Source organism: Xylanimonas allomyrinae (assembly GCF_004135345.1).
Taxonomy (GTDB): domain Bacteria; phylum Actinomycetota; class Actinomycetes; order Actinomycetales; family Cellulomonadaceae; genus Xylanimonas; species Xylanimonas allomyrinae.
The window spans coordinates 2,924,225-2,938,135 of record NZ_CP035495.1; the positions used below are offsets into that span (position 1 = coordinate 2,924,225).

14 protein-coding genes and 1 pseudogene are annotated in these 13,911 nt (G+C 74.1%); 9 read left to right on the forward strand and 6 right to left on the reverse strand.

Annotation, left to right across the window (positions count from 1 at the left end; genetic code table 11):
- Window positions 1–66: 66 nt before the first annotated feature.
- The 5 genes and pseudogenes from gcvP (at window position 67) to ET495_RS13270 (ending at window position 5,762) form a co-directional block, all read left to right on the forward strand.
- Window positions 67–3,023, forward strand: a pseudogene (gene gcvP / locus ET495_RS13250) (aminomethyl-transferring glycine dehydrogenase).
- A gap of 20 nt (window positions 3,024–3,043) precedes the next feature.
- Window positions 3,044–4,228, forward strand: coding sequence for a glycine cleavage system aminomethyltransferase GcvT (gene gcvT, locus ET495_RS13255; RefSeq protein ID WP_129205188.1), 1,185 nt, complete (start codon window positions 3,044–3,046; stop codon window positions 4,226–4,228).
- A 65-nt stretch (window positions 4,229–4,293) separates the two neighbouring features.
- Window positions 4,294–4,662, forward strand: coding sequence for a glycine cleavage system protein GcvH (gcvH, locus tag ET495_RS13260; protein WP_129205189.1), 369 nt, complete (start codon window positions 4,294–4,296; stop codon window positions 4,660–4,662).
- Between the two features lie 219 nt (window positions 4,663–4,881).
- Window positions 4,882–5,124 carry a LuxR C-terminal-related transcriptional regulator gene (locus ET495_RS13265; RefSeq protein ID WP_129205190.1) on the forward strand — a complete coding sequence of 81 codons (243 nt, stop codon included), beginning with the start codon at window positions 4,882–4,884 and terminating at the stop codon, window positions 5,122–5,124.
- Window positions 5,125–5,297: 173 nt separating this feature from the next.
- Entirely contained in the window at window positions 5,298–5,762 is a 465-nt protein-coding gene (locus ET495_RS13270) for a (deoxy)nucleoside triphosphate pyrophosphohydrolase (protein ID WP_129205191.1), read from the forward strand.
- Between the two features lie 28 nt (window positions 5,763–5,790).
- Here the strand turns inward: ET495_RS13270 and ET495_RS13275 are convergent, their stop codons facing one another.
- The gene (locus tag ET495_RS13275; protein ID WP_162616483.1) at window positions 5,791–6,519 is read right to left on the reverse strand and encodes an MFS transporter; all 729 of its coding nucleotides are present in this window, start codon (window positions 6,517–6,519) and stop codon (window positions 5,791–5,793) included.
- A 127-nt stretch (window positions 6,520–6,646) separates the two neighbouring features.
- On the opposite strand from ET495_RS13275, the gene ET495_RS13280 reads away from it, so the two are divergent.
- Both ET495_RS13280 and ET495_RS13285 read left to right on the forward strand, forming a co-directional pair.
- Window positions 6,647–7,171, forward strand: a complete 525-nt coding sequence (locus ET495_RS13280) for a hypothetical protein (RefSeq protein WP_129205193.1) — start codon at window positions 6,647–6,649, stop codon at window positions 7,169–7,171.
- Between the two features lie 161 nt (window positions 7,172–7,332).
- Window positions 7,333–7,551, forward strand: a complete 219-nt coding sequence (locus tag ET495_RS13285; protein WP_129205194.1) for a hypothetical protein — start codon at window positions 7,333–7,335, stop codon at window positions 7,549–7,551.
- 17 nt (window positions 7,552–7,568) lie between these two features.
- Here ET495_RS13285 and ET495_RS13290 read toward each other — a convergent pair whose 3' ends face one another.
- Window positions 7,569–8,564 carry a methylenetetrahydrofolate reductase gene (locus ET495_RS13290; protein WP_129206039.1) on the reverse strand — a complete coding sequence of 332 codons (996 nt, stop codon included), beginning with the start codon at window positions 8,562–8,564 and terminating at the stop codon, window positions 7,569–7,571.
- A gap of 497 nt (window positions 8,565–9,061) precedes the next feature.
- On the opposite strand from ET495_RS13290, the gene ET495_RS13295 reads away from it, so the two are divergent.
- Entirely contained in the window at window positions 9,062–10,408 is a 1,347-nt protein-coding gene (locus tag ET495_RS13295; protein WP_245993075.1) for an NYN domain-containing protein, read from the forward strand.
- 70 nt (window positions 10,409–10,478) lie between these two features.
- Window positions 10,479–11,132 (forward strand): lysophospholipid acyltransferase family protein, encoded by a 654-nt coding sequence (locus tag ET495_RS13300; protein ID WP_129205195.1) that lies wholly within the window; start codon window positions 10,479–10,481, stop codon window positions 11,130–11,132.
- A gap of 69 nt (window positions 11,133–11,201) precedes the next feature.
- Here ET495_RS13300 and ET495_RS13305 read toward each other — a convergent pair whose 3' ends face one another.
- The 4 genes from ET495_RS13305 to ET495_RS13315 form a co-directional block, all read right to left on the reverse strand.
- On the reverse strand, window positions 11,202–12,338 hold the full coding sequence (locus ET495_RS13305; protein WP_129205196.1) for an App1 family protein phosphatidate phosphatase: 1,137 nt from the start codon (window positions 12,336–12,338) through the stop codon (window positions 11,202–11,204).
- A 66-nt stretch (window positions 12,339–12,404) separates the two neighbouring features.
- Window positions 12,405–12,746, reverse strand: coding sequence for an LLM class oxidoreductase (locus ET495_RS19480; RefSeq protein WP_425471139.1), 342 nt, complete (start codon window positions 12,744–12,746; stop codon window positions 12,405–12,407).
- A complete protein-coding gene (locus tag ET495_RS19485; protein WP_342770112.1) occupies window positions 12,743–13,273 on the reverse strand; it encodes an LLM class flavin-dependent oxidoreductase in 531 nt (176 codons plus the stop codon). Before ET495_RS19485 ends, ET495_RS19480 begins: the two co-directional genes overlap by 4 nt.
- 18 nt (window positions 13,274–13,291) lie before the next feature.
- Window positions 13,292–13,861: a DNA-3-methyladenine glycosylase I gene (locus ET495_RS13315; protein WP_129205197.1), complete on the reverse strand. Its 570-nt coding sequence runs from the start codon at window positions 13,859–13,861 to the stop codon at window positions 13,292–13,294.
- Window positions 13,862–13,911: the final 50 nt, after the last annotated feature.

The following is a 13,911-nucleotide window of genomic DNA, read 5'->3' on the forward strand; positions in this document are numbered from 1 at the left end:
CGTGCGGCGGCCCACCGACGGTGCAAGCCGGCGCCCTTCGGGGCGGCGGCAAAACTCTCAGGTCCGATGACAGAGCGGGGAGGGGCTCAGCAGTCCCCCGACGCCTCACCACCGGAGCGCACCGTGACCAGCCACACCCCAGGCCCTGCCGAAGACCTCTTCGCCGACCGCCACGTCGGCCCGGGTGCCGACGGCAGCGCACAGGTGCGCGCGATGCTCGACGCGCTGGGCTACCCGACCCTCGACGCGCTGGTCGACGCCGCGGTGCCCGAGGCGATCCGCACGCACCGCCCGCTCGACCTGCCGCCCGCGCGCACCGAGGCGCAGGTGCTGGCCGACCTGCGCGGCCTGGCGGCGACGAACGAGGTCAAGCGCCCCATGATCGGCCTCGGCTACTACGGGACGCACACGCCCGCGGTGATCCGCCGCAACGTGCTGGAGTCCCCCGCCTGGTACACCGCGTACACGCCCTACCAGCCCGAGATCAGCCAGGGCCGGCTCGAGGCGCTCCTGACCTTCCAGCAGGTGATCGAGGACCTCACGGGTCTGGAGGTCGCAGGCGCGTCGCTGCTCGACGAGGCGACCGCGGTCGCCGAGGCGGTGGCCCTCATGTGGCGCGCGTCGCGCGCGCGCACCGGCTTCGTCGTCCTCGACGCCGACCTGTTCCCGCAGACGCTCGCGGTCACGCGGGGCCGCGCCGAGGCGGTCGGGCTGCCGGTGGTGGTCGCGTCGCTCGACGACGGGCTCGCAGCCGGGCTCGCGTCGGTCACGGCCGACGGCGGCACGCTGCCCGACGGCGACCTGGTGGGCGTCGTCGTCGCCCAGACGGGCGCCAGCGGCAGGATCCTCGACGCGCGCGGTGTCGTGGCCGAGGCCAAGGAGCGTAGGGCGCTGGTCACGATCGCGACCGACCCGCTCGCGCTCACGCTGCTGGTCTCCCCCGGTGAGCTGGGCGCGGACGTCGCGGTCGGCTCGGCGCAGCGGCTGGGCGTCCCGCTGTTCTACGGCGGCCCGCACGCCGCCTACATCGCGGTGCGCAAGGGCTTGGAGCGGCAGCTCCCGGGCCGCCTCGTCGGCGTCTCCGTGGACGCCGACGGCGCCACGGCCTACCGCCTGGCGTTGTCGACGCGTGAGCAGCACATCCGCCGCGAGAAGGCGACGAGCAACATCTGCACCGCTCAGGCGCTGCTGGCGATCGTCGCCGCCATGTACGCCGTCCACCACGGCCCCGAGGGGCTGCGCGCGATCGCCGAGCGCGTCCACGCGCACGCGTCCTGCCTGGCGGCCGCGCTGGGCGCAGCGGGCTTCCCGGTCGAGCACGAGGCCTTCTTCGACACGGTCCGCGTGGCCGTTCCGGGCCGTGCGCGCGCCGTCACGGAGGCCGCCGCAGCCGCGGGCTACAACCTGTACAACCCAGACCCCGATCACGTACAGATCGCGTGCGACGAGACCACCACGGCCGACGACGTCGCCGCCGTCCTGCGCGCCTGCGGGGTCACGGCGCCCGTTGCGCGACCGGCGGTTCCCGCCCTCCCGGCGGGCCTGCGCAGGAGCACCCCCTACCTCCAGCACCCCGTCTTCCACACCCACCGGTCGGAGACGGCCCTCCTGCGCTACCTGCGTGCGCTGTCCGACAAGGACCTCGCGCTCGACCGCACGATGATCCCGCTCGGCTCGTGCACCATGAAGCTCAATGCGGCCGCCGAGATGGAGGCCATCTCCTGGCCAGGCTTCGCCGACCTGCACCCCTGCGTCCCCGCAGGTCAGGCGCAGGGATACGCACGTCTCGTGGCCACCCTGGAGTCGCAGCTCGCCGAGATCACGGGGTACGCCGCGGTCTCGCTCCAGCCCAACGCCGGCTCGCAGGGCGAGCTCGCCGGGCTGCTCGCGATCCGCGGCTACCACCGCTCGCGCGGCGAGGGGATCGCGACGTCGTGCTCATCCCCGCGTCGGCGCACGGCACCAACGCCGCGTCCGCGGCGCTCGCGGGGCTGCGCGTCGTCGTGGTCGCGACGGCCGCCGACGGTGCGATCGCGCTCGACGACCTGCGTGCCAAGCTGGCGGAGCACGGTGGGCGCGTGGCCGCGATCATGATCACCTACCCCTCGACGCACGGCGTCTACGAGGAGCACGTCCGCGAGGTGTGCGACGCAGTACATCGCGTGGGTGGTCAGGTGTACATCGACGGCGCCAACCTGAACGCGCTGGTCGGGCTCGCCCGGCCCGCCGAGCTCGGCGGCGACGTCTCGCACCTCAACCTGCACAAGACGTTCTGCATCCCGCACGGCGGCGGCGGGCCCGGCGTCGGACCGGTCGCCGTGGCCGCGCACCTCGCCCAGTTCCTGCCGGGGGACCCGACGCCGTCGGCGGCCCCGGCCGAGGGGCCCGCACCGGTGAGCGCGGCACCGCACGGATCGGCCGGGATCCTGCCGATCTCCTACGCCTACCTCGCGCTCATGGGGCCCGACGGCCTGACCCACGCGACCAAGGCCGCCGTGCTGACCGCGAACTACGTCGCCGCGCGCCTCGCCCCGCACTACCCGACGCTCTACACCGGCCCGAACGGGCTGGTCGCGCACGAATGCATCCTCGACCTGCGCCCCCTGACGGCGGCGACGGGCGTCACCGCCGAGGACGTCGCCAAGCGCCTCATGGACTACGGGTTCCACGCGCCGACGCTCGCGTTCCCCGTGCCCGGCACGCTCATGGTCGAGCCCACCGAGTCCGAGGACCTCGCCGAGCTCGACCGGTTCGTCGACGCGATGATCGCGATCCGCGGGGAGATCGACGCCGTCGGCGCCGGCACGTGGCCCGCCGACGACAACCCGCTGCGGGGCGCCCCGCACACCGCGGCCTCGGTCACCGCCGACACGTGGACCCACCCGTACCCGCGCGAGCTGGCGGCCTACCCCGTCCCGTCGCTGCGGGCGGGCAAGTACTGGCCGCCCGTGCGGCGCATCGACGCCGCACGCGGGGACCGCACGCTGATCTGCGCCTGCCCGCCCGTCGAGTCCTACGCCTGACGACCCCCGAAGGAGCACCCGTGAGCGACGAGAAGACCACGCCCCTGGACGCCGAGCACCGCGCGCTGGGTGCCGTGATGACGGGCTTCGGCGGCTGGCTCATGCCGCTGCGCTACACCTCGGACCTCGCCGAGCACCGTGCGGTGCGCGCGGCCGCCGGGCTGTTCGACCTGTCCCACATGGGGGAGATCCACCTGGAGGGTCCCGGAGCCGCGACCGCGCTGGACCGTGCGCTCGTCGGCAGCGCCGCCGCGATCGCCGTCGGCCGCGCGAAGTACTCGATGATCTGCGCCGACGACGGCTCGGTCCTCGACGACCTCATCGTCTACCGGCTCGCGGACGAGCACTTCCTGGTCGTCGCGAACGCGGGCAACGCGGCCATGGTCGCGCGCGAGCTGACCGCGCGGGCGGCGGGCGACGACGTCGTCGTGACGGACCGGTCGGCGAGCACCGCGCTCGTCGCGGTGCAGGGGCCGCGTGCCGAGCAGATCGTCACGTCGCTCGTCGCCCCCGCGGCCGCCGACGCCGTGCGTGCGCTGCGCTACTACGCGGCGTCGCCCGCCTTCCTCCAGGTGGGCGACGGGGTGGAGGCGCTGGTCGCGCGCACCGGGTACACGGGCGAGGACGGCTTCGAGCTGTTCGTCGACGCCGCCGACGCCGTCGCGCTGTGGCGTGCGCTGCTCGCGGCGGGCGCCGGGCACGGCCTCGTGCCCGCCGGGCTCGCAGCGCGGGACTCGCTGCGGCTCGAGGCGGGGATGCCGCTGTACGGGCACGAGCTCGACACGACGACGACCCCGTACGAGGCCGGTCTGGGACGTGTCGTACGCCTCGACAAGACCGACGCGGCGGGGGAGCGGCTCGCGTTCGTCGGGCGCGACGCGCTCGCCGCTCGCAAGGTCTCCGCTCCCGCCCGCGTGCTCGTGGGCCTGCGCGGCGAGGGCCGCCGTTCGGCGCGAGCCGGCTATGACGTCGTCACGCGAGCCGCGGGGGAGCCCGGCCGCGCCGGCGTCGAGGCCGGCGTCAAGGTCGGCGTCAAGGTCGGCACCGTGACCTCGGCGGCGCCGTCCCCCACGCTCGGGCACCCGATCGCGATGGCCTACGTGACGCCCGAGGTGTCGGCCGAGGGAACCGAGCTCGCGGTCGACGTGCGCGGGCGCGCCGAACCGTTCGTCGTCGTCCCGCTCCCCTTCTACCGGCGCGCCTGAGCGCCGTACCCTCGACCCCAGCACCCGCCCGCGCGCCCGGCGCGCCCCGCCCCGTAGGAGAGGCCATGGCCAGCTACCCCGAGAACCTGCAGTACTCGCGCGAGCACGAGTGGGTCGACGCGTCGTCGCCCGCCGTCATCGGCATCACGTCGCACGCCGCCGACGCGCTCGGCGACGTCGTCTACCTGGAGCTGCCCGAGGTGGGCGCGCAGATCTCGGCGGGTGACGTCGTGGGCGAGATCGAGTCGACCAAGTCGGTCTCCGAGCTGTACGCGCCCGTGTCCGGGACGGTCGTGGAGGTCAACCAGGCCGCGATCGACGACCCGGCGCTCGTCAACTCCGACCCGTTCGGAGCGGGGTGGCTGCTGAAGGTCGAGATCACCTCACGCGGAGACCTGATCGACGCCGCGGAGTACGCCGTGCTCGCAGGCTGAGACGCCATCACCCGCTTTTCACCCGCTCCGGAAGCGGCCCAGCGGGCCCGGAGCGGGTGAAAAGACGGGTGTCTGCGCAGGTCAGAGGCGTCGGTGAGCTACGCCACGAACTCGTCGACGGAACGCCGTCATGAACTGCTCCGCAGCACCTCTCAATGGTCAGCAGCACATCGCAGGTCGGTCACCCCCGCGGCCGACCGGCTGCCCCAGGAGGATCACATGAGCATCATCGAGCTGGAGCGCACGGCGCCCGTTCTGTCCGTCAACCCGCTGACGCGTCGCGAGCAGGTCGTTCTGTCCAACCTGAGCGAGGACGTGACCCTCGAGCAGATCGCAACAAAGCTGTTCGTCACGCGGAACACCGTCAAGTCGCAGGTCCGCAGCGTCTACCGCAAGATCGGCGTGTCGACCCGCGCCGACGCGGTCGCGTGGGCTCGCCAGGCGGGCCTCCGCGCGAGCTGAGGGGGTCACCCTTCCTCTGTACGCGCACCACGTCACCGGTACGGCCTGACGGCCCCGGCCATCGCATCCACGGACGCCCGGCGCTCGCCGAGACGAGCGCCGGGCGTCGGTGTGTCACGGCGGCGTCATGAAACCGATATCGCGCGGCCACACGGAGATGCCAGACTCTGTGCATGACGCACCAGCTCGGATCGGACGTCGAGGCTCCGCGACGCGCGACCTCGACGAGGCGCCTTGTGGTCGCGGCGATCATCGTCGACGACATCCTCACCCCGACCAGGCTCCTTGCTGCGCGCCGCTCGCGCCCGGCGGAGCTGGCCGGACGGTGGGAGTTCCCCGGCGGAAAGATGGACCCGCACGAGACGCCGGTCGAGGCGTTGCACCGTGAGCTGCACGAGGAGCTGGGCGTCGTCGTCGAGCTGGGTGACGAACTGCCCGGGCCCGACGACGGCGCGTGGATCATCACGGACCGCCACGTCATGCGCCTGTGGTTCGCGCGCGTGACCGGGGGAGAGCCCGCACCCCTCTCCGAGCACGACCATCTGCGCTGGCTCGACGCCCGAGCGCTGTTCTCGGTCGACTGGCTCGACGGCGACGTGCGGATCGTCTCCGCACTGGCGTCGATGCTGGCGGGCTGAGGGCGCGCCGGGGCGCGGGGCCGGGCGCTCAGCCTGCGACGGCCGCGCGTTCGCCCGCCGTCGGCAGGTGGCAGGCCGGCTCGGGCGACGGGTCGTCCCGGTGCGGTCGTGCGTCCACCGCGCCGGCCCCGGACCCCTCGGGCCGCACCTGACCTGCGGCGGCCAGGCTGATCACCATCGCGAGCGTGATGACGAGCAGCGCCTGCCGTACCCCCCAGCTGTCGGCGAGCAGCCCCAGCACGGGCGGCGCCGAGAGCGACGCGATCGATCCGAAGGATCCGACCACGGAGACGCGGGCCGCGGCCTTCGAGGGATCGTCGGCGGCGGCCGCGGTGCCCACCGGGTAGGCCATCGCGGCGCCGGCGCCCCACAGCACGATGCCGGCCCAGGCGAACGGCAGCGACGGGCCGAGCCCGAACGCGAGCAGTCCCAGCAGTGCGGAGACGCCCGAGACCCGCAGCACGGCCACGCGGCCGAACCGGTCGATGAGGCCCGCGCCGAGCAGCCGCACGGTGAGCATCGACACCACGAACGTCCCGTACGCGATCGCCCCCACCGCCTCGCGGGTCGCGAACCCGTCGACGACGGCGAGGTTGAGCCAGTTGGCGGCCGCGCCCTCCGACATGGTCGCGGCGAGCAGCACGAGCCCGATGAGCAGCGTGCGCGGCTCGGTCCACGCGCGCAGCGCGCCACCCGAGCGCGCCCGCCCACGGCGGACCCCCCGGTGGCCCCCTCGGTGGCCCCATCGGGGCCCCATCGGTGGCGCCGTCGACGGCCCGGCGGACCGACCGGCGCGGGGCCTCCTGGAGCGAGGTCCCGGGGGCGATGAGCAGCGCGCGGGCGGCGGTGACGAGGATCGCGACGCCGATGATGTGCCAGGCGACATGGACGTGGAAGGTCGACGTGGTGGCGGCGACCGCCGAACCGAACAGGGCGCCGACGGAGAACGCGGCGTGGACGTGGGGGAGCACGGCCTTGCCGAGCCGTTGTTCCACGCGAGCGGCCTCGAGGTTGATCGGGACGTTCGTGGCGGGCCCCACCAGGCCGTTGATCAGGACGCCCAGCGTGAACAGCTCGACCGAGCCCACGGCCGTCGAGACGCCGATCAGGACGAACCCGGCGAACGCGCCGATCATGCCGACGGTGAGCGTCATGGCGCTGCCGAACCGGACGATGACGGGGCCGATCACGGTGACGCCGACGAGCGAGCCGACGGCCCCGATCACCAGCACGGCTCCGAGCTGGCCGGCCGTGATGTCGAGGCTCTCGCGCACCGACGGCAGACGGCCCATCCAGCTCGTGATGATGATGCCGAAGAGGCCGAACATCGAGACGAGCGACCAGCGGACGCGCTGGAGCTCGGCGGAGGCGGACGGCGGGGCGGACAGCAGCGGCATGGCGGAACCTGACGGGGGCATAGGAGTGCGCGGGGTCGACGCGGGGAAGGGGTCGTGCGGATGCGGTTCCCGGCGGCGGGCCGGGAAACCGTCGAGCTGAATCGAATCGAATCGATTCTACTGGTGGCAGGTTAGCCGAGCGAGCCGGTGGCGCGCCGCGTTAGGTTGGTCACATGAGTGAGTTCCAGGTCGCCAAGAGGGTCAAGCAGGAGCCCACCGTGGCGGTCGCCGCGCGTGTGCTGCTGTCGTTCGTGCTGTTCCTGGGGGGCCTGGTGCTCGTCGGCGTCGGAACCTCCGACGGCGGGGCCGTGCCGTGGCTGTGGGTCGTGCTCGGCATCCTGGCCGTCGCGCTCGCGTTCGGGCTGCCCATGCGGGGCGCCTCGGAACGCTGAGCACCGGCCGGGCGTCGCTACCCGCCTGCCGGTGCGCTCGCGTCGGCCCGGTACGCGGCGCCGAGAGGTGCCAGGCCGCCGACGGCGGGCCGCGAGTCGTGCGCTGCCACGCCCGGCGCACCCGCAGCGAGCAGGTCCGGGTCCTCGCGCCGCAGCAGGCCGACGCCGTCGAGCAGGTCGAGCGCGGGCCGGTGCTTGTTGAACGTGTAGACGTGCAGGCCGGGCGCTCCCGCGTCGAGCACGGCCTGCGCGACCTCGACCGACCGCGCGATCCCGTACGCGTGCCGGGCCTCGGGGTCGTCGAGCGCCTCGAGCGACGCGAGGAGCCGTGACGGGGCGACGACGCCCGTGAGCTCCTCGACCCGCCGCAGGCGCGCCGGCTCCGTCGTCGGCAGGAGGCCGGCGAGGATCGGGATGGTGACGCCCGCGGCGCGCGCCTCCGCGACGAAGCCGGTGTACGAGTCCGCGTCGTAGAAGAGCTGGGTGATCGCGAAGCTGGCCCCGGCCTGCTGCTTCTCGAGCAGTCGGCGTACCTCCTGCGCTCGCGTGGTGCCCGCGGCAGGGTTGCCGTCGGGGAACGTCGCGACGGCGATCGACAGCGGGTGGGCGGCCCCGCGCAGCGCCGAGCTCGGGTCGGCGGCCGAGCGGGCGGCCTCGACCTCACGCAGCAGGCGGACGAGCTCGATGCTCGAGTGCACGCCGTCCGCGGGCGGACGCCAGTCGGGCTGGTCGCGCGGAGGGTCGCCGCGCAGGGCGAGGAACGCGCGCACGCCCGCGTCCAGGAAGTCGTCGATGACCTCGGAGACGTCCTCGCGCGAGGCGCCGACGCAGGTCAGGTGTGCGATCGGCAGCACGGGCGTCCCCGCGAGCAGCGTCGCGACGACGCGGTGCGCCGTCGCGCGGTCTCCGCCGCCCGCGCCGTACGTCACCGAGACGAAGTCGGGGTGGACCGCCACGAGGCGCCGCGCGGTCTCCCAGAACCGCGGGGCGGCGTCGGGGCGGCGTGGCGGCATGAGCTCGAACGACACGGTGGGCCGGTGCACGGCGTGCCGCGCGTGGCTGTCGGCGGGCGGGGGGAGTGCCTTGTCGGCCACTGTCGCTCCTCGAACCTCTCGGTCCTGGCGTGATCACACCCCAGGAGACTCGACGCACGGTCGCGGGGCGCGTGGCCCGCACGACCTCGGGTGTCCCTCGGGAGGCTTCCGTCGGCAGGGGAGAGGCGGCGACCGTGCGGGGTGGTGCCCCAGCGCGTCCGCTGCTCTCCGGTGGTGTCCGTCATCGTAGCCCCGATCCCGAGGGGCGGGCGGCAAACGATCGTATTTCGAGACTCTCGCCTCGGTGGGTGGACATCCCGCCCGACGGCGACGCGCCCCGTGCCGGCCGCTGGAGCCGTCGGCGCACGGCGGGCGGCGCGGGCACGTACCGTGGCGTGCATGGATACCGAGGAGCGCCTTGCCGTCTTCATCGACTACGAGAACCTGGCGCTCGGCGCACGGGAGCACCTCGGGGCATGCAGTTCGACTTCGGCCCGATCGCCGACGCGCTCGCGGTGCGCGGGCGCGTCGTCGTGCGGCGCGCCTACGCGGACTGGTCGTACTTCGACGAGGACCGCCGCGCCCTGACCCGGCACCAGGTCGAGCTCATCGAGATGACCCAGCGGATGGGCGCGTCCCGCAAGAACGCCGCCGACATCAAGATGGTCGTGGACGCGATCGAGATGGCGTTCGAGCGCGAGTACATCTCGACCTTCGTCATGTGTACAGGCGACTCCGACTTCTCCCCGCTGGTCCACAAGCTGCGCGAGCTCAACAAGCGCGTCATCGGCGTCGGCGTCGAGAAGTCCACCTCGCGCCTGCTGCCCGCTGCGTGCGACGAGTTCCTCTTCTACGACCGGCTCGAAGGCGTCGACGTCCCCGACAGCAACGAGCCGGCGTCCCGCGCCTCGCGTGCGGGACGCGGGAACCAGGGCGATCGCGGCCGCAAGCGGTCGGTGCGAGCGGCCGAAGCCGTCGAGGCGCTCGCGGGCGCGGCGGCGCACGCCCAGGGCGCCGAAGCCCCCGAGCCGGCCGAGGCCACGACGTCGGCCAAGGGACGCGGGCGGCGCAAGGCGACGACGCCGGGCGACGACGCCGCCCCGGCCAGCGGGTCCACCAGCGGGTCCACCACCGGGTCCACAGCAGAGTCCACCGCCGCACCGGCCGCCGAGCCGGCCGTCGAGCCGGCCGCCGAGCCTGCTTCCGCGGCCGGTGGCACGCGGCGCCGCACCAAGGCGGCCAAGCCCGAGCCGGCCGCGCCCGAGGCCGACGCGCCGCACGCGACCGACGCGGCCCCCGCCGCCCCGGAGCGCTCCACCGCCGAGGACGAGAGCAACGACGACACCGCCGAGGCCCCGAGCATGGAGGTCCAGGTCGCGCAGACGCTCGCCAACCTGGCCGCGTCGACGTCCGGCGCCGTCACCGCGTCGATGCTCAAGCGCACGCTGCTGCGCAAGGACCCGACGTTCTCCGAGGCCGACTACGGGTTCCGCACGTTCGGTGACTTCGTGCGGTTCCTCGCCGACCGGGGGTTCCTGGAGCTCGGTGCGGGACCCACCGCGGGCGACCCGGAGGTCTCGCTCCCCGAGCAGGGCGGCAGCGACCAGACGTTCGCGCTCGTGCGCGCGGTGGTCGAGGAGGCGGGTACGCCCGTTCCGCTCTCGGGACTCAAGAACCGCCTGCGCAAACGGCGGCCGGACTTCTCGGAGAAGGCCCTCGGGTTCCGCGGGTTCCTCCAGTTCTGCCGCGCCGCCGAGGGTGCGGGCGCCGTCGTGCTGACCTGGGACGACGGCGCGGACGACTACCTCGTGACCGTCGCCTGACCGACCTGGGGGCGCTGTCGGCGCGAGGATGTGGCGCGGCACGGTCGGGGAGCGAGGGCAGAATGGACCGGTGACCTACCGCCTGCTCCGCCTGATCCTGTCGCTCGTCGCCTACGTGACGCTGCGCCCCCAGGTCGTCGGGCTGCACAACGTGCCCCGCCGCGGGCCGGTGATCCTCGCCAGCAACCACCTGTCGTTCCTCGACTCGATCCTCATCCCGCTCGTGGTGCCGCGCCAGGTCACGTTCATCGCCAAGGCCGAGTACTTCACGGGCCGCGGCATCAAGGGCCGGATCTCGCGGTGGTTCTTCACCACGATGGGCAACATCCCGGTGGACCGGGACGACCCGCGTGCCGGGCAGCGCTCGCTCGAGGACGCTTTGCGCGTGCTCGAGGGCGGTGGCGCGTTCGGCATCTACCCCGAGGGCACGCGCTCGCGCGACGGCAGGCTGCACCCGGGGCGCACGGGCGTCGCGTGGCTCGCGCTCGCGGCGCACACGCCGGTCGTGCCCGTCGCGCTGATCGGCACCGACAAGGTGCAGCCCGTGGGCCGCCGCCTGCCGCGTCCCATGCGCGGCGGCGTCCAGGTGCGTTTCGGTGCGCCGATCGACCCCTCGCACCAGCTCACCGCGGGCGCGCGGCCCGCACAGGTACGCCGCGAGCTCACCGACCACGTCATGACGTCGATCCGCCACATGAGCGGCCAGGAGCTCGCCGGGCGCTGAGCGCTCGGCGCCGCCCGGTCCCGCGACCACACCGCCGGTACGGCCGGCGTCACGCCCGCGAGGGCTCTGCTACCCCGCCGGCGCGAGCAGCCCCGGCACCGTCGCGAGCCCGCGGGCGAGCGCGTCCCCGTCACGCCCGACGACGACGGGGACACCGGCCACCTCGGTGGCACCGCCCGGACCGGACGGGGTGCCGGACGCCGGGGTCCGCTCACGGGGTGCGCCCATCGGCAGGTCGCGCGCCGCACCTGCGGTCGCGATGACGCGCTCGGTGCGGCTCATGGTGCGGATGCCGATCGCGACGACCCTTCCCGGGTGGGTCCGCGCAGCCTCGGCGTAGATCTCGGGGTCCTGCTGGCCGTCGTCGCCCACGAGCACCCACCGCACCTGCGGGAAGGTCTCGACGAGGCGCTCGAGCGACGTCGTCTTGTGCTGTCGGCCGCTGCGGAACCACCCCGTGCGGGTGGGCCCGAAGTCGGTCAGCAGCAGCGGCCCGGCGGGGTAGCCGTGGCGGGCGAGGAACCGGCGCAGGGTGCGGGCGGTGTTCCACGCCCCGGCCGAGAGGTACACGAAGGGCGCGTCCGGGTTGGCCTCGGCGATCCGCCCGTAGAGCTCGGCCATGCCGCGCACGGCGCGCCGCGCCGCCGCACGCACCCAGAGCATGTTCCAGGCCGCCACGAACAGCGTCGGCACGGCGGTGACCATCGCGGTGTCGTCGATGTCGCTGACGACCCCGATGCGCGCGTCGTCGCCGACGACGACGACACCCACGTGGACCTGTGACGCGTACGCGCTGGTGGTGCGCAGGGTCGCGCGCTGCCAGCCGGGTCGCAGCGGGGCGTCGTCGGGCAGGTCGACCTCGACGTCCACGTAGCCCGCGCGGTCCGCGACGGCGTCGACCACGGTGTCGCCGACCGTGACCACGACGTGGTGCCCGGGCGCGGGCAGGGCGAGGAACGTGCGGAACCCGCGCTGGACCGGGCTGGGCTGGCCGCGCCCGATGCGGCGCGGCGAGAGCAGGACGCGCCCCATGACGCGCACGCGGCGGGGCGTGCCGAACCCGGTGTATCCGTCGATGCGCGGCAGCCAGCCTCCGGCGCTGCGCGCGATCGCACCGGCGGTCGCCACGATCCTGTCCTCGACGAGCGCGGCGAGGTGCGCTCGCGGTTCGGGGGTGCTCGCTGGGAGGTCTGGCCGATCCGTCACGGACCCACCTTGGCACTCGTCCGCCCGGGTGCGCGCGCACGGCGGCCGCGCGTCCCGGGTGGAACGTCAGAGGGCGGCGACACGCTCCACCGCGGGGGCGAGCGCGTCGCGCACCCATGCGGCCAGGGACGTCGCGGGCGGGCGCAGGATCATGGTGTCGACACCCAGTGCGGCGAACGGCCGGGCCTCCTCGACGAACCCGTCGACGTCGCCGGCGACGAGCCGGTCGCTGCCGGTGAGCGTGGTGACGCGGATCTGCGCGTAGTCGCGCCCGACGTCGTCGCAGTGGGCGCGCAGGACGTCGAGCTTGTGGCGCAGGGTGTCGGGCGAGTCGGCGAAGATGTTGCAGGCGTCGGCGTACTGCGCGACGAGCCGCAGGGTCTTCTTCTCGCCCGAGCCGCCGATCATGATCTCGGGACGGCTGAGCGGCTGTGGCTGGTTGAGCGTCGCGGCGAGGCGGTAGTGCGTGCCCTCGAACGGGCCGTCGTCGGGGAGTACATCTGCCGCGCGATCCGCAGGGTCTCCTCAAGCATCTCGAAGCGGTCGCGCAGCGGCGGGAACGGGACGCCGAGCCCGGCGTGCTCCTGCTCGTACCAGGCGGCGCCGACGCCGAAGGTCGCCCGCCCGCCGGTGAGGACGTCGAGCGTGGCGACGATCTTGGCGAGCAGGCCGGGGTGGCGGTAGGTGACGCCGGTGACGAGCGTGCCGAGCTGGACCGTCTCGGTGCGCCCGGCCAGGAATCCGAGCGTCGTGTAGGCCTCCAGCATCGGGTCCGACGCCGGGAAGCCGGCGCTGACCATCTGCCAGTAGTGGTCCATGACCGAGAGCCAGCCGAGGCCGGCCTCCTCGGCGTAGGCGGCCGTGTCGGCGAGCTCGCGGCGCAGCGCGGCGGGCTCGACGGAGTCGAAGCGCATGAGGTGGGCACCGATCTTCATGGTCGCATCATGCGCCTGTCACCTGCGGGCGAGCACCACGGGGCACGTCGCCAGGTGGTCGTCGACGAGCCCGCACGCCTGCATGGCGGCGTACGCCGTCGTCGGGCCGAAGAACCGGAAGCCGAGCGCGCGCAGGGCCTTGGCCATCGCCACCGACTCGGGGCTCGTCGCGCCGAGCTCGGCGAACGACGCCGCCCGGGCGTCGCGCGGGGGCGGGGCGAACGACCAGAACACCTCGTCGAGGGTGCGGCCGTCGGCGTGCAGGGCGAGCACCGCCTGGGCGTTGGTGATCGTGGCCTCGATCTTCTGGCGGTTGCGGATGATGCGGGCGTCGCCCAGCAGGCGCGTGACGTCGGGCTCGCCCATCGCCGCGACGGCCTGCGGGTCGAACCCGTGGAAGACCTCGCGGAACGCCTCGCGCTTGCGCAGCACCGTGAGCCACGACAGGCCCGACTGGAAGCCTTCGAGCGCGACGCGCTCGAGCAACGCGGCCTCGCCGTGGACGGGCACGCCCCATTCGGTGTCGTGGTAGGCCTCGTAGAGCGGGTCGCCGTCGCCGAAGCAACGGGCGGGAGCGGGCGTCGTCATGGCCCCAGCCTGCCGCCTGCCGCCGACACGTCGGCCGGCACGCCTCGCCG